The organism is Pedobacter sp. GW460-11-11-14-TSB4, from assembly GCF_059423705.1.
In genome coordinates, this window is sequence record NZ_JBWKYI010000001.1 from 119669 (window position 1) to 139433 (window position 19765).

A 19765-nucleotide genomic window follows, 5' to 3' on the forward strand; every position below is an offset into this window, starting at 1 on the left:
ACACTAAAACAATATTTTTACTTCGTAACTATTTAAATCGTCCCAACTTTGATTAGTAGATTGCTTTTGATGCTGATCGTAGTAAGTTTTACCTGGTCAGCCAAATTATGTGCACAATCCTGTCCGGAGAATATTGGATTTGAGAATGGAAATTTTCAGAACTGGAAGATTTATGCGGGTTCAATTGCAATCGAGAATAATCAGAATGTGGTAACCATGAATGAGGTGGCCAAACCAGTTTCCGGAAGGCATACTATTATCAACAACAAAAATTTAACGGATCCGTATGGTGGTTTTCCTTTAATTCCACCTTCAGGAGGAAACTTCTCCGTTAAATTAGGGAATAACGTAACGGGCGGTCAGATTGATGGAATTTCATACCTGATGACAGTCCCGACAGACCGACCAGAATTTACCTTAACCTATCAATATGCGGTGGTACTGGAAGATCCTATACATGAACCCTTTGAGCAACCCCGTTTTATCGCAAGAATAAAAGATGTAGCGAAAAATGAATATATCCCTTGCGCATCTTTCGAATATGTTTCTACCTCATCGCTGCCTGGTTTTAAAAAATCCGCCGATTATGAAGGCGTAATTTACAAAGATTGGTCGCCGGTAACCATAAATTTATCTGGCTATCAGGGCAAACAGCTGTTAATAGAATTTGTGAGTACCGATTGTTCGCGGGGAGCGCATTTTGGTTATGCTTATGTTGATATCAATAATGTTTGCGGAGATCCGATCACAGGAAATACTTACTGTGCGAGTGCCAATGCACTTGATCTTTCAGGGCCAAGCGGTTTTCAGACTTACAACTGGTATAACGAAGACCGATCGGTTAAATACGGTTCAGGTCAATCTATTAGTATAAAACCCAAACCTGTTAATGGTTCCAAGGTAGTGCTGGATTTGGTGCCTTATACAGGTTTTGGCTGCCCAAGCACCATTAGCACCTTAATTCATGGTATAGATTACGAACTTAAAGTTTTAGCAAAGGATGTAGTTTGCCAAAATGCTGAAATTGATCTTTTAAGCGCCAAATACATCTTAAATAAATCCGATGATTTTACCTATCAGGTTTACGAGGACAAAGATTTAACCAAACAGATCAGTGGACCGATAAAAATACTAACGGATAAAACTTTCTACATCAAGGCTGCCAATAATAAAGGTTGTGAAAGTGTAGTTCCCATTCATATTTCGGTATTTAATGCAGCGAATATTACCGTTAAAAATCCTGGTGCGGTTTGTTACACAGAAAGCGTAGATATTACAAAACCCGAATTATACCTTGGTGAATTAAGTGGGATTACGAAGTCTTATTTTAGCGATGAGGCCGCCACAAATTCGATTGCCGATCCACAGCATATTGCTGTATCTGGCCGGTACTTTGTTAAACTTTCCAATGAATTTGGTTGCAGCAAAATTGTTTCAATTGATGTTACCATTAAAGATAAACCTGTTTTAAAAATAAGTAATCCGAAACCTGTATGCATTAGCGCGAAAGTGGATATTACTGCAGCAAATTATTTCTCAGGGAGTGATGTTACCTTTAAATACAGCTTTTATACAGATAAAGAATTAACTCATCTCTTAACAGATCCTAGGCAGGTTGATAAATCTGGTACATATTATGTAAAAGCAACCAATGCGGACGGATGTACGGTGAGTGATCAGATTGAAATCACGATTAGTGACATGCCGGTGCTCCATATCAAAAATCCTGAAACAGCATGTTATCCAGACAAAATAGACATTTCTAATCCAGCGCTTTACGTTGGATCAGGAGATCATTTGAGTTATTCGTATTTCTACGACGAAGCACTAACTAATCAGATCAATTCTCCTAAAGCCATTGCAAAGGCAGGAACTTATTATGTTAAAGCTTCGAATGATGGTGGCTGCTTTACTTCTGGTAAAATAGAGGTAAGCTTCAATACCGCACCAACCATTGTACTCAATAAGCCCAAGGCTGTTTTTGATAATGGATTTGTCGATTTAACGGCAAAAGAAATTACCAAAGGAAGTAGCGAGTTTGTAAAGGCTGGGTATTTCGAAGATGCCAATTTAAAAAGACCTTTACCTGATCCTACAAAAGTGAACAGGGCTGGGATTTATTACATCTCTGTACAGAACGAAAAAGGCTGTACAGCGTCTGCTTCAATCGAAGTGGAGATTTTGCCACAGCCGAAAATCGTTGTTCCAACGGCGTTTACACCACAGAAAGAAACCAATAACCGTTTGTATCCCTTTTTAGTGGGTATTCAGAAGTTAATCAGTTTTAAGGTATACAACAAATGGGGAATTTTAGTTTATCAGAGTGCCGATTTGGCCAATGGAGGCTGGGATGGACAGTTTAAAAGTAAAATGCAGCCGCTGGAAACATTTTCCTGGTTTGCAGAAGGCATTGATATCTTCGGTGGTAAAATTCAATCAAAAGGAAAAACTATACTCATATTATAATGTACAGATCGCTTCTCATTTTATGTTTAAGCCTCACTACAATATGTTGTTGGGCACAAGACCCGAAGTTTTCGCAATACTTCGCTGCACCTTTAAGTCTAAATCCTGCATTTACAGGTTTTTTTGATGGCGATTATAGAATTGCAGCCAATACAAGGCAACAGTGGGGCAACTTAGGCGATCCTTATAATACCTACAGTGTATCTGGCGATGTAAAGCTGGTGGACGACGAAAATTTCATCAACAGCTATTTCAGTTTAGGCTTAAGTGGTTTGTTTGACGAATCTTTAAATAAAGCCTTAAAATCACAATACATCAGTGCCAGTGTTTCATACTATCAATACATGGATGAAGAGCATCGTTTTAAATTTGGTTTAGCCCCACAGCTTTCTTATGTTTCGAAGTATTTAGATTACAATAAACTTACCTTTGCCTCTCAATATAATGGCGGGGGTGGTTTTGATAGTTCGATGCCAAACTACCTCGATTTAAAGAACGATAAAACCTCCTATTTCGATTTAAATATTGGCGCTAATTTCGCGGCTAATTTCGATTATTGGAGTGTGGCTGTAGGTTATGCACAATATCATTTAACAAAACCTCAGGAGGCCATGTTAAGCAACAGCAGCGATGTGGTTTCGGCTCGTAAAACCGTTAATTTAGGTTTGCTTTACCTGCTTAACAATAATGTCGATTTAAATTTTACAGGTGTTTATAATGCACAGAAAAATAACAAGGATGTTATTTTTGGTACTGTTTTAGGTTTAAAGCCCGGCGATGAAACTAAAATGAAACTGAATTTTGGCATGTGGTTTAAATTTAACGAAGCTTCATTTTATCCTTATGTTGGCGTAGCCATGGGTAATATCAGTGCTGGTATTAATTACACGGTTTATGGAAGTAAATTAATGAGTGCTACACCGCGTACCTACGAGCTGTCTTTTATCTATAGGCATAACAATTTTAAAGGCTTTAAAGTGCCTTGTCCTAAGTTTTAATTCTGAAATGCTTTCTCGTTAACTAAAGCTTAATTTTTACCGATAGTTTGTAAATATCGTAAGCTACTTTCTGGATAAGGTCGAATTGCTCCGGAACCAGGTCTTCACCTTTTTTTATGGTTAAACCCGTATCATTTAGCCTGATTAATGGCACATTATCAATGGTACTGGTTCCCTTTTCCAGGTTATCAATAGAAGTATCCAATAAATAATTGGTGTTATTGGCAATAGGTTTTAAGGACTCGAAGCTTTCGAAGATAAATTGATGCTCTTTATTGTAGAGCGAAAGGGTTGCAACATAAGAAGACAATAAATGGCTAAGTGCTGTAAACTGATGCACTTCTTTAATAAACAACTGTTTGCTTTTTGGTTCAGAAAACATTCTTTGAAACAGCGAAGCCAAATTTGCCGTACTTACATACACTTCTTTACGGGCCAGTTTATATTCCGTTCTATTGTAGTTTTTTTCAAAATACAGTTTAATGACCTGGTCATAATAAGCCTTGTTTGCTTTTAGAATGTCAACCATCGCCTCTTTGAGCTTTTCGTGCTCCCATGTCGGAAATAAGGAATAACTTGCCAATAACGCAATGCCAGAGCCTATAAAAGTATCGTAAATCCTTTCACGGGCAAGTGCTATCGATCCCATGCCCAGAAAATCGAATAGAATTAAGATATAGGGCGTCATAAATAACACACTCACGACGTAATTTTTCCTTTGAAAACTATAACAACCTATCATGCAAATCAATAGGATTATAAATAAAGTATTCCGATCGTGGATGTAAGTAATCACACCCATACCAATAAACGCCCCAGCCGTGGTGCCGATTAAACGTTGATAATTACGTTCTTTGGTTAAACTAAATCCAGGTTTCGAAATCACCAGGATGGTGAGTAGAATCCAGTAACTATGTGAAAAATTGAGGATTTGAGCAACTATAAAACCCAGTAACATCACCACGGTAACCCGTAACGAATGCCTGAAGGTAGAAGAGGTGTAGGTTAAATTCTCGGTAAACAGTTTAAAATCGAATTTTTGCCTGGTGATAAATTTCTCTGTATCTACCTCAGCCTGCCTGATGTCTTTGCTGTTTCTGATTTTAAAATAGCTGAAAATGGTTTTAACCCTGGCCAGTATGTTTTCGATATTCACTTCGATGTTTTTCAAAGCAATAATGCCCAGGGTATTGTACTCCTGATTTTGATTATTCTTTTCCAGATCGTTGATTTTGATCTTTAACCTCTCGATCTCAATCAGCAAACGTTTCGAAACAACGGGAGTTCCTCCACTTTTTAAAGCAAAAGCAATATCGTCAAGGGCGTAAGAAATCCGTTTAATGGCCATCTCATAATCTGATAATATCCCTGCTTTATCAAACTGATCATGCAGCTGCTGGTAATTATAATAAGTAGACATGACCTGCTCGAACAGATCGACCATATCTACAAATACGAGTAAAAGGAATCTACCCTCGGGGGTAGAATCTCTCACAATTTCGCGGGTTCTAAACAGTAATTCCCTTACTGCATCCTGTTTTTCGTGGACAGCAACCTGAAGCTGTAACAGATCAGAATAGGTTTTATCGTAATTGTTATTTTGATGGTAAAACTTGGCCTTCTCGCGTAGAAACTCGGCAACCTCTAAAATAGAATCGCTTAACGATTGCTGTACCAAACGGAAGGGACGTAAGCGGTACACAAAATAGCTTAAACCGGTGTACCAAAGGCTACCCGCCAGGATCAGGACAGCATGTAACAATACTTCTTGCCATGGGCGAACATCATCAATACTCAATACCATGATTAGTAAAACTGCGGTACCAACTGATGCTGCCCTGAGACCGTAGATGTAAAACATCGAAAATACAAAACTCGATACCGCCAGTAAAAAGCCAATAAAATAATGGTTCTTGTTGGTTAAACCTGTTATGATGGAAAAGGTAAAGATAAGCGCGGTGGTAATTAGCATCGCATTTCTTCGGTGTACCATAGGCCCCGGACTATCTACCACACTAACACATAAAGCACCTAAAGATAGCGTCATGCCATACTTTAACATGCCAAACTGGGCGAAAATTAAAGAGGGGAGCAGTACACCAATGGTAATGCGGAGACCGTCGGCAAAATACGTACTCAATAAAAAGTCTTGTATATTTCTAATGGGTTGCCTAATCTGCATGTTACAAAAATAACATAATAGCGAAGTTTTTTGTTGCGATTAAAATTAAGTTTTTTGCTTTTTTTTAACTTTTAAGCAGAAAACAGGTAAGGTGTTGATTAACAAAATATTATAAATTGTTTGTAAGTGTATTTTTTAAAATGTTAATAAAGCTGAAGTAAACCTGTAATGCTGCATGAAAACAATGATTTTATGGATTTAATTTGTTGGTAACCAGTGTTTTTAGGTGGATAACTTTGTTTATAAAAACGTTGCTTTTTCTCTTGACAAATTGATGTTTTCGCCCTAAATTAGTTTATATCAAATACGAAGTACTTTGAATTCTGATAAAACGAGCCAAAAGAGATAAGGAACCGAAAGGGAAATTGTTTCGGAGCGTTTACAGGGAAAACGATTAATTTCTGAAAGGGTTAAACCAAGTAAGGATATATATAACCATCGAAAGATTGGACGATAAGAAAATCGCACAGGCCCAAACAGAGATTATGGAAAACTACGAAGTTTACGGACGGGCGAGTTGGAAATAAATTTTCACGAGTCGCAAAAGTTGCAAAACCTAACGATACCGGAAAAATCAAAGTAACAAGAATTAGATGCTTTAAAATACGACTACGGTTGTTTTTAGAGTTAAAACGGGGAACTGAATCGAAAGAAGAAGGACCCCGTTTTTATTTTGCCTAAAATTTAGGTTTTCGATTAAAAAAGAATAGCGAATCCTTCCGCATATTATCCCTAAAATATTAAATTTACCAAATGGCCAAAAAAGGTAAATCAATCTCCAATCCATCAAAAAAGATATTCGTTTTAGATACCTCGGTTATTTTATACGATCATGATGCGATAAATAACTTTCATGAGCACGATGTAGCCATTCCCATTCAGGTTTTAGAAGAGCTCGATAATTTTAAAAGCGGTAACGATACCCGTAACTTTGAGGCCAGAAGTTTTATCCGCCTCATTGATGAAACTTCAAAACAAAAACTGATCAGCGATTGGATTTCGCTAAAAAGTCCCGGCTCAGGAAAATTCAAGGTCGTTTTAAATGAAAAGCCTTTAACCATCAATGCGGAAGAAGTTTACGGCAAAGGTAAAACAGATCACAAAATTTTAAACGCCGCTTTAAGTTTAAAAGAAGAATATCCTGATAAGAGAGTGGTGCTGGTATCGAAGGATATCTGCCTGAGGTTAAAAGCGAAAGCCTTAGATTTAAATGCAGAAGATTACGAAACAGGCAAAATTAAAAATGTAGATGAGCTTTACGCCGGTAAAACAGAACTTATAGATTTTCCGGTTGACATTATTGAGGAAGTCAAAAAACAACCTTTTATAAATGCGAGTGAAGTAGAATTGCCACCTAAAAATGCCAATCACTTTTACATTTTAAAAAACAAGAGAAAAATTGCCAACGTATTTTATAACAATAGTTTAAAAACCATTTCTGCAGTATCTACAGATCCGATATTTAAAATCAAACCTAAAAATATCGAACAGGCATTTGCCATCCACGCACTTTTAGATCCCGAAATTAAATTGGTAAGTATCCAAGGGAATGCCGGTACAGGAAAAACATTATTGGCTTTGGCGAGTGCTTTAGAACAACGTAAAAACTTTAGACAGATTTATGTTACCCGCCCAATTGTTTCGTTAAGTAATAAAGACATCGGTTTTTTGCCAGGCGATGCAAAATCGAAAACTGATCCTTTTATGGCACCCATTTGGGACAATCTGCGTTTTATTAAAGAGCAGTTTATCGGCGACGATAAAATGTCGGAAAAAATTGATGAACTGATAGTAACCGAAAAGATAGCGATTGCACCTTTGGCTTTCATCAGAGGAAGAACCCTCACCAAGATTTTCTTTATTATTGATGAGGCACAGAATTTAACGCCGCATGAGGTGAAAACGATTATTTCGAGGGCAGGTGAGCATACGAAAATTGTTTTTACCGGCGATATTTACCAGATTGATACGCCTTATCTTGATTCGGAAAGTAATGGTTTATCGTATTTGATTGAAAACGCAAAGAATCATCCGCTTTACGCACACATTACTTTGCATAAAGGCGAAAGGAGCGAGTTGGCTAATTTGGCTAACGAGTTATTGTAAATGCTGTACGTTTCCTGCAGATTTAGCAAAAAAGGGCCGCAGATTTAAACGGATTTGATAGCTTTTCGATTAACACATTTACATTTCAATATCTGTCCGATCTGCGTTTTTTATCTTTTTAGATCTGCGGGAAAACCTAGCGTAATGTTCAGCAACGAGGGCGGATATAATTCTCCCGCAAATTTCGCCGAAAGCGCTGATTTGTAATTTTAATCTGCGGTAATCTGTGTGATCAGCGGGAAATTAATAGCCATTATACAATTAACTTATCACTAGTGATATTTTTTCAAACTCCTTAAACAGATAAACAAACCAATTAAAGTTAAAACTGCACTCAATATAAATGGTGCACCTGGGAAATAAACCGGCGCTTTTCCTTCAATAAAATAGGCAAAAATATGGGTCATTACCCAGGGCGCAAATATGGCTGCTAAACTTTGTAATCCCGTTAAAACACCTTGCATTTCGCCTTGCGCATTCGAAGGTACCTGGTTCGAAATCAAGCCCTGCATGGCTGGTCCGCAGATTCCGGCTAAACCATAAGGCAGCATAAAGGCAAACATCATCCAGCCTTTGGTGGCAAAAGCGAAAGCAATGAAACCGATGATGTATAAAATGAGACCAAAATAAACGGCTTTCTTTTCTCCAATTTTGGGCAGGATTACCCTGATTAAACCACCTTGCACGAGGCCCACTACCAGGCCTACAAAACCTAATGAATAACCTACCCACGCGGCATCCCATTTAAATTTTTCCATGGTGTAAAATGTCCAGTTGGATTGAACAGAGTGACTGGCAAAGTATAACAAGAAAAGGGTAGCCATTAGCCCTAACAATGCAGGGTATTTTCCAATGCTGACTAACGAACCAATTGGATTTGCTCTTTTCCAGTCAAAAGCCCTGCGTTTTTCAACAGGTAACGATTCTGGTAATATAAAATAACCATATAGCCAGTTAACTAATGATAAACCTGCTGCAATCATAAATGGAACCCGGGTACCAAAATGGCTAAAAGCACCACCTAAAACTGGTCCTAAAATAAATCCGACACCAAAAGCTGCGCCAACCAAACCAAAATTCTGTGCTCTTTTCTCTGGAGGGGAAACATCTGCAATGTAGGCTTGTGCAGTTGTAAAACTAGCACCTGTAATACCGGCAATAATCCGCCCTACAAATAACCAAACAATGGAAGGAGCGAAGGCTAAAAAGATATAATCAATACCAAGGCCAAATAAAGAGCTTAACAATACGGGTCTGCGGCCATACCGATCACTCATTGCACCTATAATTGGCGAAAAAATAAATTGTACCGATGCATAGGCTAGTGTGAGCCAGCCACCATATTCTGCGGCTAAACCGAAGCCGCCTCCGGTAAAATCCTGTATAAGTTTAGGTAAAACCGGAATGATTAGCCCAAATCCTGTAAAATCGATCAGGAGGGTAACCATAATAAAACTCATTGCAGATTTCTTTCCGTTTGCCATTATATGTAATTTGAAACGCAAAAGTATCAGAATTACTTAATATTGTAAATTTTAGTTCTCTACAAACCTGTCAGGCTTTAAAAAACATTCCATTACAATTGTTATGGATAGGGTTTTGGAAAGCAGTTGCTGCATTTTATAGGTAAATGTAATCCCGCCCTCGCTTCTGCCGATAAACCAATACGAAACAGTAAAAATATGGCTTCAATCGGCATCCCGCTATGGTAGGGTTTAGGCGGCCGCCACAGTGCGACTATTTGTTTTCAATAAACCTGATATAGCGGAAAGCCCACAGCGAGGTACGAGCGAGGACTTGCAGCGGTAGCAGGACTGCAGGCCGCCACTAACACAAACCTTACATTTCTAAAAAACCTTACCAGCCCAGTTTATTTATTACAGCATGAAACGCCTTAAACTGGCCTTCAGTAAATTAAAATTTCGTCAGGAATAAAAAACCTATATCCAGGGTCAAAACTTTTCCACAATGCCTTAATTCGGCTAAATTTTGTTAAATTCGCAAGGTTATAGTAATACCCTTTTTTAATATCGTTTTAAGTAGCGAGAATAATAATTTATGGCAGAAGATTTAGAAAATCAGCAGAACGACAAAATCATTCAAATTAATATAGAGGAGCAGATGAAATCGGCCTACATTGATTACTCAATGTCGGTAATCGTATCCAGGGCTTTGCCTGATGTACGTGATGGATTGAAACCGGTACACCGCCGTGTTTTATATGGTATGCTCGATCTTGGTGTAACCAGTAATAAACCACATAAAAAATCTGCCCGTATTGTAGGGGAGGTATTAGGTAAGTATCACCCACATGGTGATGCATCAGTATATTTCACCATGGTTCGTATGGCTCAGGATTGGAGCTTACGTTACCCAATGGTTGATGGACAAGGAAACTTTGGTCACATTGATGGTGACTCGCCGGCAGCAATGCGTTATACGGAGGCACGTTTTTCGAAAATTGCTGAAGAAATGCTTGCCGATATCAATAAAGATACGGTAGATTTCCAGTTAAACTTTGATGATACCTTACAGGAACCAACGGTTTTACCTGCAAAAATCCCTAACTTATTGGTTAACGGATCTTCTGGTATTGCAGTAGGTATGGCCACTAACATGGCACCTCATAATTTAACCGAGGTAATTGATGGTGTGGTAAACTATATCGACAACAGGGATATTACCATTGAGGAATTGATGAAGTTTGTAAAAGCGCCCGATTTCCCTACCGGTGGTATTATTTATGGTTATACAGGTGTAAAAGAAGCTTTCGAAACCGGTCGTGGACGTATTGTAATGCGTGCAAAAGCCGAAATTGAAAGCATTAAAGACCGTGAGGTAATCATTGTAACCGAAATTCCTTACCAGGTGAACAAAGCACAAATGATTGAGCGTACTGCTGAATTGGTTGGCGAGAAAAAACTGGAAGGTATATCGAACATCAAAGACGAATCGAACAAAGATGGTATCCGTATCGTTTACGAAATTAAACGTGATGCAAATGCCTCTATCGTTTTAAACAACCTATATAAGTATACCGCTTTACAAACTTCTTTCAGTGTAAATAACATTGCATTGGTAAAAGGCCGTCCGCAAATGCTAAATCTTAAAGATTTAATTGTGCATTTTGTAGATCACCGCCATGATGTAATTGTTCGCCGTACCCGCTACGAGCTGGCAGAAGCCGAAAAACGTGCACACATTTTAGAAGGTTATTTAATTGCTTTAGATCATTTAGATGAAGTAATTAAATTAATCCGTGCGTCAGAAACCCCTGAAGATGCCCGTTTAGGCTTGATGGAAAAATTCGGACTGAGCGATATTCAGGCACGTGCGATTTTGGATATGACGCTTCGTCGTTTAACAGGACTAGAGCGTGATAAGATTAAAGAAGAGTATGCAGAGTTGATGAAAACCATCGAACATTTAAAATCTATCCTTGCAGATGAAGGTTTGCGTATGCAGATCATTAAAGATGAGTTAGCAGAAATACGTCAGAAATTTGGTGATGAGCGCAGAACAACTATTGTTCACTCAGCCGAAGATATGAGCATGGAAGATTTCATCGACGATGAAGAAGTGGTGATCACCATCTCACATGAAGGTTACGTAAAACGTACGCCGGCAACCGAATTTAAGGCACAGGGTAGAGGTGGTAAAGGTTCAAAAGGCAGTACCTCAAGAAATGAAGATTTTATTGAGCATATGCTGGTGGCTACTGCTCACAATTATATGTTGTTCTTTACCGAAGCCGGAAGGTGTTTCTGGCTGAGGGTTTACGAAATTCCTGAAGGTTCGCGAACCAGTAAAGGAAGAGCGATCCAGAACATTATCAATATTCCGAAAGAAGAAAAAATCAAGGCCTATATTAAGGTTAAAAACCTAAAGGATCAGGAATATTTAGAGAACAATTTCATTATCATGTGTACTAAAAAAGGTACCATTAAGAAAACTTCTCTTGAAGCCTATTCACGTCCGCGTGTAAATGGTATCAATGCCATCAATATTAATGATGGTGATGTATTATTGGAAGCTTGTTTAACCAATGGTGAAAGCGAAATTGTGATGGCATTGCGTTCAGGTAGAGCCATTCGTTTCAACGAAAGCACAGTTCGTCCGATGGGTAGAACAGCTACTGGTGTACGCGGTGTTAGGCTTGCACACGATCAGGATGAAGTTGTTGGCATGATTGCTGTAAACAATCCTGAAGTTACCGTGTTAGTAGTATCAGAAAAAGGTTATGGAAAACGTACCGATATTGAAGATTACCGTGTAACTAACCGTGGTGGTAAAGGGGTAAAAACAATTAATGTTACTGAAAAAACCGGACAATTAGTTTCGATTAAAGACGTTACAGATAGCGAAGATCTAATGATCATTAACCGTTCGGGTATTGTAATCAGAATTCCGGTATCAGCATTGAGGGTAATGGGCCGTGCCACGCAAGGGGTTCGTTTGATCTCATTAAAAGGTGATGACGAGATTGCATCGGTAACTAAAATTGATCACGAAGAGGACGAAGAAGAAACAGTAGATTTAACAGATGTTGTAGTTACAGACGGCGAAGAAGTAGAAGCAGATACTACTCCCGAAACAGATGATACTGAAGAAGAGGCAGATTCAGATAACGAAACGGAAGAAGAAAATTAACTAAAAATAAGATTAGAATAAAAATTATGAAAAGAGTATTTCTAAGTATAGTTCTAGCAGGTGCGGTAAGCTCTGCATTTGCTCAGAAAAGTGAAGTTAACGCCGCAAAAAATGATTGGGGTTTATTCCAGTTAACTTCTTCAAGTGCATCAACTCCATTAGCGAAGAAGCTAGAATCTTTAGCGAAAGGATTGGCTCATACAGATAAAGCTATTGCAGATGAAAAATCTAAAGTGATGCCTGAAGCATGGTCTTATCGTGCTTTATTTGCTTCTTCTGCGGCTATTTTGGATTCAGTAAGCACAGCAAATGCAGATGCAAATTTGAAAATCGCTCAGGATGCAATTGTTGAAGCTAAAAAGTTAGATACAAAAGGAAGTGAAAAAGATAATATCAGTTTAGCTGAAACCAATATCAGTAACGCCGTTAGAAATGGTGGTGTAATTGCTTACAATAAGAAAGATTACAAAACAGCTTACGCAAAATTCGTGGCCGCTACAGTAATCAATCCAAACGATACCGCCATGTATCTAAATGCAGGTATTGCGGCCAGAAATGTGGAAGATTATCCAGGTATGATTACCCAATTCAAAAAGGCAATTGCTTTGAATTCTCCTCAGTCTAAAGATTTATATAACGAGATTCTTACGACTATTTTAAGCAAACAAAAAGATACAACAGCGGCTTTGGCGACTATCAAAGAAGCATCTGCTAAATTCCCTGATAATACAGAATGGATCAAGACAGAAACGCAGATTTATATTGATAGGGGTGATGCCGCAAAATCTGAGCAGATGCTTATCGCATTAGCTACAAAAGAGCCTAACAATGCGAACTATCAGGTGTTATTGGGGAATATTTATTTTACACAGGCTTTAAAATTACAGGCCGACAGAAATAAAATCGATCCTAAAAAAGTGAAAGAATTTAACGAAGTAACAGGCAAAATGAATGCTTTGTTAGATAAATCTCTTCCTTTTTACAAAAAAGCACTAGAGGTGGACGATAAAAATGCAGGAGCATTAGAGACCTTGAAAACGATCTATGCTTTTAGAAATGACACTAAAAATTACGACGAGATCAAAAAACGTTTAGACGCATTGCCTAAACAATAATTCTGATACCGATTTAAAAAAAGAGCGCTGAAATTTCGGGGCTCTTTTTTTTATGTTTATTTTTATGGTTTATTACGATTTTACCACATTATTTATCTTATGCAGAATTGCTTTAAAATATCATTAATCGCTTTAATTTTCGTCTCTTTTAATGCTGTGGCACAAAAAACTCAAATCCTTATTGCCAGAAATGCGGTGGGTAAACTGCAGGCATCTATTGCCAATAAAGAAGATGAGAAAAAGCAGCTTGCTATTATAAATGAAGGTTTAAAGTCAATTGAATCAGCAGAAAAAGATAATAAAACAAAAAACTGGGCCGAAACCTGGTCAATAAAATCTTACCTGACTTCATTTGCTGCATTAATTGATACCGATCCTAACAATGCCAACAAATTTTACGATAATGCCATTGAGGCTGTTGCCAAAGCAAAATCACTTGATCGGTATGATGACAATTCGGGTTTAATTAAGGCTTCCAACCACAATATCCTGATCAAAAAACAAGAAAAAGGCAACGAAGCTTTTTTTAATAATGATTTCAAGGAAGCATTTGCTGATTTGAAAGAAGTGGGTGACAATTTTCCTGCAGATACCACTTTAGCCTTAAATACAGCTATATGCGCCTTAAATATCCAGGCTTATGATGAGTCTTTGACTTATTTTAAACGCGCAAAAGAAAATGGAATTAAAAATCCTTCTGTTTTTCAGAAAATGGCGCAAATGTATGTGGTTAAATCAGAAAATGAAACCGCCATTAAAACCTTAGAAGACGGACTTGCACTTAATCCATTTAACCGTTTTTTAACAAACGATTATATCAATCTTTTACTCGATACCGAGAATTACAGCAAGGCGCAGGGATTAATCGAAAATAACTTAAAAGTAGAGAAAGGAAGTAAATTGCTTTATTTTCTTTATGGTTATCTGCAGCAAGTTGGTGGAAATAATGCTACAGCCATACTTGCTTACGATAAAGCTTTATCAACTGATCAGAATTATTTCGATGCCTTGTATCAACTGAGTTTAGCTTATATCAATACGGCCAACGAAACTTTGCGTAAAAGCGATGCAGACAAAACAGAAAAATATAAAGGATTAATTAACCGTGCACAATTCGCTTTACAACGTGCTAACGAAATTAATCCAAACGACAAAAAAACTGTGCAGCTGCTGATTGATATCTATACCAAAAAGGGCGCAACCAATAAAGTACAGGAACTTAACCGTAAACTTCAGGAATTGTAAATTATTTGGCCATTTGAGTCGATAGGTAGGTGTTAGAAAATACAACTTAACATAATATTAATTATAGGACAGGTAAACTAGGCCAGAAACGAAGAATAAGTAATTGTTCTTTGAATTCTGGCCATTTTTCTTTTGGGTGTAAACCATTAGATCACTTTGTTGTCGTTTCGTGAAAGTTGAAACGATTTAACTATTCAGTATTGTTTACCAAATTACTTTTATGAATTTACCTCAACACATCGCTAGTGTTGGGCTTGGTTTTGTAACAACCGCGCAGGTTGTCTCTGATCAGGTTCCAGAACTTCCGAAATCAAAAGGCGAGTTTATTGCTCTCGCATCTGCCGTTCTCGTTCAAACTTTAATTTACGGCGTTTCGAAATTCTTTAAATGGATTTCAGCAAAGAACGACAAACCACAAACACCAAGCGCACCACTAGCGCCCCAAGCTTAGAGTTATGGGACAGTTTGTAACTCAAGAAGTTTACATTCAGCATTATCAGGATTTATTAGCTACAACCCGAAAACGGATTATAGACGAATTTCAAACTTTAAATTATTATCAGATGGATGCTTTAGAGCATCGTGTTGGTGAACTTAAAAAGAAAGTCGGCTTTGCTCGTTCTGGGAAGCAAACAGCCTTTTACATTGATGGATAGTAAACAACTCCGTTTAGCCCTTGCAGTCATCGGCTTTATCGGTTCATCATTAGAAATTTATAATTATTTCAAAAAATCTTAAACATGAAAGCAGTTTTAATTAACCGTTATAGCATGCGATTGCTTTGCTTAACGCACGGAGCCGACCGTTGTCGGTCTATTTCTCAATTACAGAGAAATTTAAGATTACAGGGAAAATTTAACGACTTGTTAACCATTCTTCATAAATCGTAGTTATGGCCTATACAAGTCGACAAAAAGCCGATTATTATTTGGAGAAATTTAACGGCGAAACTTTCAATCCAACTTTGTCAAAAATCTATTGGCAGCTTTATAGTGCTTTTGATAACGCCGATAAAGGTTTGAAGTTGCTTCAACAGTACCGTCAGGTACACCCAATACCAAAAAAGCTTAATTACAAAAACTTAAAACTTGTGTAATATGAAAGAAACTTATTTTGGAAGCCTTTTAAGGTCTATTGTTGTCCGTAAGGTAAATCAGCATTTTACAAGCATAAAAGTTGGTGATTTAAAGTCTACTGATCTTTTTATGCTCTCTTATTCAAGGGATGTTTATCAATTAGCTGATGAAGAATCTTTCTTGGTTTTTAGTGTAAGTTCTAAGGATTCGCCGAGATTTTATTTAAGTCCTGACGATGACTGTTTGTTGTTTGATAAGAAGCTTAAAATTTTTTAGTTATGGGCTTTAATAATTTTGATCAGTATCGTAAAGTTTGTGATGAAAACTTTATTCTCAAACAAAGGCTTGACCATGTCAAGGAGGAACTTCGCTTTTTAAAACACAAATTTTATTTATTGTTATTCTTCTTGCTAGGCTGTATTTTTTGGTCGTGTATTTATTTTGGCATTCATTTTTTTTAATCCTTGCGGTAAGCCTATAACATACCGCAATTAGTCTCATTAATGAGACTGGCGTTACTCCCCTCCTGCACCTTGTTATATGTGCTTTTAAACTATAACTAAACAATCTTAACTATTTATTTTTCAACCCTTTAAAATTCGTTCTTTATGGCTCGTAGAAGCATGAGAAGCCGCTTTAGTGGCTATCGTAACCGTGCACGTGTAGTGTACCGTAGAGCGAGGTCTTTTAGACCACGTTCGAAGAAAAACAAAACCCTTTTAATCGTTGGTGCCCTCGCTGTAGCAGGATTCTTATTTAAAGATAAGATAAGTGCCTTATTAGCAAAGAAATAACCTTTATCATTTAAATGATTATTAAACTTAGAGAAACTCGTACGCACAAGGTGCAGAACGAGACTATTAACGGTATTAACATTGTTGCCTTTTTAAAGGCTGCTGATCCTAATATCACTATTGACGATACTGGTTATGGCGACGATGCTGATTTTGATCCATCTGCCATTAACATTTCAGTTGAACTTAAACGTGACGAGGGTGATGTAAACATCTTAAACACAAACCTTGGTTTGCTTGCTGCTTATAACACTTTAGTAAAGAATGGCGCTTTATGGCGCAGAGGTATTACAAGTGTTCAGCCTGCCGCTGACGTTAAACATGAGTGCGCACGTTCTGTGTTTATTTGGTTTGGTGGCCATATTAATGTGGCTGGTAATGATGAATTGTTGATTACCATTACTCCAACTAAAACAACTTTTGGCGCTCAGGTTGATGTTAGTGATTCAATGATCCAGTTGGAAACCAATCAGAGTATTGGCATTGAGGTTGGTGTTCCGCAGTTCAGACAGTTTTCAATTCAAGCTTCATCAGGTGAGGATACTGTTCAGATCGGTGATAACTGTTTGCGTTTGGCGTTAATGTCGTTTGAGACAAATCCGGTTAAAACGATTTTTACAAGTTGTTCGCTTTCTTCTGATCGTTTAGATTGGACTAAAAACGAACAGGAATTAATGTTAAAGCATTTCGATAATTTCGCTTACAATGCGTCTGAGAAATATTTGGATTCTTTAGCTATTACAGCTAATCCGCTTTACTACCCTCATTCTCGTATGATCCATGATCGTGACGAGATTGATAAGGCAAAGGTTAAATTCACAATGCAGCCTGCAAATGTTCTTAATACTAAGAACTATGTGTGTTACACCACTTATGTTACTTCCGATAGGATTTTAGCTAAGGCAAGAAATCTGAAAGAGAAACATGCGATCAAGGATGACGCAAAAGTGCCTTTGAATTTAAAAACGTCTTAATCAATGGGGCGTTTATCGCCCCTTAATTTTACAAACATGGGATTATTTTCTAAAAAGAAAGGCGGTACCTTTTTTGGTAACCTCCTTGCAAAAGTTGCCAGTTCAGCAACTGGCGGCATCTTAGGCGGAAAGCGTACCCAAGCATTAGAGGCAGGTAATTTAGCGGCAATTAATCCGCTTGCGAAAACTGAAAGCAAGGCTTTCACAGAATATAAAACCACTTTCGCAGGTGATCCCGCTACTTACGATCCTAATTCTCAGACTTACACTATGCAGAAGCAACTTGATGAAATCAAGATTTCAGCAGAAAAAAAGTCTATTGAAGATAGCGGCCTGTTAAAAATGATTGGTGATAAGATTTCTTATCTAGGTGGCCGTGCTACTGAACAAACAAAAGTTGGTGTTGACGATAAAATGATGTGGCTTATCGGTGGTGGTATTGCCGCTGTTGTGGTCGTTATGTTGGCAACACAAAAAAAGTAAATCGTTAAAAATTCTAATAAACCAAACAAGTGAGAATCACAGAATTTGCAATTAACTTATTCCAACGGTATGCCCCAGTTGCATCCGATTCAATGGGAGAACTAAAATTAGCACTGGGCAGTAATTACCAAAAAATCTTAAGTGAAATGGAAACAAAAGAAAACAAAAACAGAACTATCGAGCAGAAAGCCGAAAAAATCAGTAAAGAGTTGGATGAACTAGATGTTCACAGCCCCGAATATGAAAAAAAGGTTATTGAGTTTGAGAAATTACATGACGAACTTGAAAGCAAAACTGTTATGGAAAAAGTTGTTAGTTTCCTTGAAAAACCAATGACACGTTTGGTTATTATGGTTCTTTTTATCGTTGCTAGCCGTTGGATAGCTAAAAAGATTACTGAAAAAAAAGAGGATAAATCTTTAGATGAGGAAATGGCTGAACAGCCTAATTTTCAACAGCAGTATTACCAACAGCCTCCAAACTGGCAACCGTTTGGACAGGGTTACGGTTATCCTCCACAACAACAAAATGGCTATGGGTTTCCCCCTCAGTCACGGAAATAATTATTAATCTAAAAAGGGTAGCAAATTTTGACTACCCTTTTTTTTAAACAAAAATTTATGAATATCACAAATCCAAAAGCAAAAACAAGTGTTTTCGGTTTCAGCGTTCCTAACGTTGTTCTTTACGCTGTTTTGGCTGTAGTTGTCTTGCTTGTAATCAAGGTTGGCAACATTTTTTCCAATGCTTGGAGAAAAATAAAATCAATGCTTGGGCTTGGTGGTGATGAGGATGTACAGATCAATCAGGATGAAATAAAAAAGGTTCTTGAAAAGGATGTTGCTGTACAGACCCAAATGACCTTGGGTACTCGCCAAATTGCTGATAACATTTATAATGCCGTTAATGGCTTCGGTATTGATGATAAAGCGCTCTATAATGCTTTTAAAAACATTAGCGGCCCAAATCAAATGAAAGCTATTTACCTGGCTTATGGTCAACGTACTGTTACCATAGTTCCTTTTTATAATTTTACTGGTAATCTATCGGCTATGCTTCGTTGGCGTTTGACAGATAGCCAGTTTAATAAGAATCTTGGTACGCCTGACGTAAAGTATTCTATCCGTACACTTCTTAATTGGATTAAATAATGGCTATAACCGCATTAAAAGATATCAATGCTCAAGCGAGCAAAGATATTTTATCATTAGATTGGGTTCTTAATTATATACAGGTTAATATGCCTGTTTATCAGGTTAAAGCTGTTACCCCTGCCAGTTATACGATTGGTAGTAATAATCATGGAGAGGGTTTGGAATCAGTTTTAGAGATTGAAAATTCTATCTTTTTCGGGCGTTTACAGTTGGATGTTAATCCCAACGGTAATGCGTTCGCTGCTGATAACATTACAATGCTTATCAATTCTTTATTAAACCCTACTCCTTATACACGTCATCTAAACAGAATCATAGAGATTCAGAATTATCTGAATGAACAGACTGAAAGGATTGAGTTATTCGATAGGTTGGAAATTACTTCTACCTCTACCCTTTACGATACCTATTTGACTTTTATAGGTTTTAAAATTGACGTTAACTAATGGCAGCGAAAACCAAAAAACCAAAGAACCGCATCGGTATGATGTTCGGTCTTTTAGGATTGCAAAAATTTTCTCA

General features: G+C 37.5%; 18 protein-coding genes. 16 read left to right on the plus strand and 2 right to left on the minus strand.

From position 1 onward, the window contains the following. The first annotated feature begins 48 nt into the window (after positions 1-48). Together AC07YT_RS00590 and AC07YT_RS00595 are read left to right on the plus strand one after the other, a co-directional pair. Complete coding sequence (locus AC07YT_RS00590; protein WP_145954242.1) at positions 49-2466, plus strand: T9SS type B sorting domain-containing protein; 2418 nt, start codon at positions 49-51, stop codon at positions 2464-2466. Further along, on the plus strand, positions 2466-3464 hold the full coding sequence (locus AC07YT_RS00595) for a PorP/SprF family type IX secretion system membrane protein (protein ID WP_086546443.1): 999 nt from the start codon (positions 2466-2468) through the stop codon (positions 3462-3464). The genes AC07YT_RS00590 and AC07YT_RS00595 overlap by 1 nt, the downstream gene beginning before the upstream one ends. A gap of 22 nt (positions 3465-3486) precedes the next feature. On the opposite strand, the gene AC07YT_RS00600 is transcribed toward AC07YT_RS00595, so the two are convergent. Continuing rightward, positions 3487-5646 carry an FUSC family protein gene (locus AC07YT_RS00600; RefSeq protein ID WP_086546442.1) on the minus strand — a complete coding sequence of 720 codons (2160 nt, stop codon included), beginning with the start codon at positions 5644-5646 and terminating at the stop codon, positions 3487-3489. A 753-nt stretch (positions 5647-6399) separates the two neighbouring features. Between AC07YT_RS00600 and AC07YT_RS00605 the strand changes: the two genes are divergently transcribed. After that, entirely contained in the window at positions 6400-7752 is a 1353-nt protein-coding gene (locus AC07YT_RS00605) for a PhoH family protein (protein WP_086546441.1), read from the plus strand. Between the two features lie 272 nt (positions 7753-8024). Here the strand turns inward: AC07YT_RS00605 and AC07YT_RS00610 are convergent, their stop codons facing one another. Next, the gene (locus AC07YT_RS00610; RefSeq protein WP_086546440.1) at positions 8025-9236 is read right to left on the minus strand and encodes a TCR/Tet family MFS transporter; all 1212 of its coding nucleotides are present in this window, start codon (positions 9234-9236) and stop codon (positions 8025-8027) included. Between the two features lie 574 nt (positions 9237-9810). Between AC07YT_RS00610 and gyrA the strand changes: the two genes are divergently transcribed. The 13 genes from gyrA to AC07YT_RS00675 all read left to right on the plus strand — a co-directional run bounded on the left by gyrA (position 9811) and on the right by AC07YT_RS00675 (position 19689). Then, entirely contained in the window at positions 9811-12402 is a 2592-nt protein-coding gene (gene gyrA, locus AC07YT_RS00615) for a DNA gyrase subunit A (RefSeq protein ID WP_086546439.1), read from the plus strand. A 26-nt stretch (positions 12403-12428) separates the two neighbouring features. Further along, positions 12429-13517 carry a tetratricopeptide repeat protein gene (locus AC07YT_RS00620; RefSeq protein WP_086546438.1) on the plus strand — a complete coding sequence of 363 codons (1089 nt, stop codon included), beginning with the start codon at positions 12429-12431 and terminating at the stop codon, positions 13515-13517. A 99-nt stretch (positions 13518-13616) separates the two neighbouring features. Then, entirely contained in the window at positions 13617-14762 is a 1146-nt protein-coding gene (locus tag AC07YT_RS00625; protein WP_086546437.1) for a tetratricopeptide repeat protein, read from the plus strand. Positions 14763-14982: 220 nt separating this feature from the next. Continuing rightward, complete coding sequence (locus tag AC07YT_RS00630) at positions 14983-15213, plus strand: hypothetical protein (RefSeq protein WP_086546436.1); 231 nt, start codon at positions 14983-14985, stop codon at positions 15211-15213. 4 nt (positions 15214-15217) lie between these two features. Then, positions 15218-15418, plus strand: a complete 201-nt coding sequence (locus tag AC07YT_RS00635; protein WP_086546434.1) for a hypothetical protein — start codon at positions 15218-15220, stop codon at positions 15416-15418. A gap of 236 nt (positions 15419-15654) precedes the next feature. Further along, positions 15655-15858, plus strand: a complete 204-nt coding sequence (locus AC07YT_RS00640; protein WP_086546432.1) for a hypothetical protein — start codon at positions 15655-15657, stop codon at positions 15856-15858. Between the two features lies 1 nt (position 15859). Next, the gene (locus tag AC07YT_RS00645; protein ID WP_086546430.1) at positions 15860-16114 is read left to right on the plus strand and encodes a hypothetical protein; all 255 of its coding nucleotides are present in this window, start codon (positions 15860-15862) and stop codon (positions 16112-16114) included. Positions 16115-16446: 332 nt separating this feature from the next. Continuing rightward, on the plus strand, positions 16447-16632 hold the full coding sequence (locus AC07YT_RS00650) for a hypothetical protein (protein WP_145954241.1): 186 nt from the start codon (positions 16447-16449) through the stop codon (positions 16630-16632). A gap of 14 nt (positions 16633-16646) precedes the next feature. Then, positions 16647-17606: a hypothetical protein gene (locus tag AC07YT_RS00655; protein ID WP_086546429.1), complete on the plus strand. Its 960-nt coding sequence runs from the start codon at positions 16647-16649 to the stop codon at positions 17604-17606. A gap of 36 nt (positions 17607-17642) precedes the next feature. Beyond that, on the plus strand, positions 17643-18089 hold the full coding sequence (locus AC07YT_RS00660) for a hypothetical protein (protein ID WP_145954240.1): 447 nt from the start codon (positions 17643-17645) through the stop codon (positions 18087-18089). Between the two features lie 29 nt (positions 18090-18118). After that, complete coding sequence (locus AC07YT_RS00665) at positions 18119-18652, plus strand: DNA repair protein RecN (protein WP_145954239.1); 534 nt, start codon at positions 18119-18121, stop codon at positions 18650-18652. Positions 18653-18709: 57 nt separating this feature from the next. Beyond that, complete coding sequence (locus AC07YT_RS00670; protein ID WP_086546423.1) at positions 18710-19240, plus strand: hypothetical protein; 531 nt, start codon at positions 18710-18712, stop codon at positions 19238-19240. Further along, positions 19240-19689 (plus strand): hypothetical protein, encoded by a 450-nt coding sequence (locus AC07YT_RS00675; RefSeq protein ID WP_086546421.1) that lies wholly within the window; start codon positions 19240-19242, stop codon positions 19687-19689. The genes AC07YT_RS00670 and AC07YT_RS00675 overlap by 1 nt, the downstream gene beginning before the upstream one ends. Positions 19690-19765: the final 76 nt, after the last annotated feature.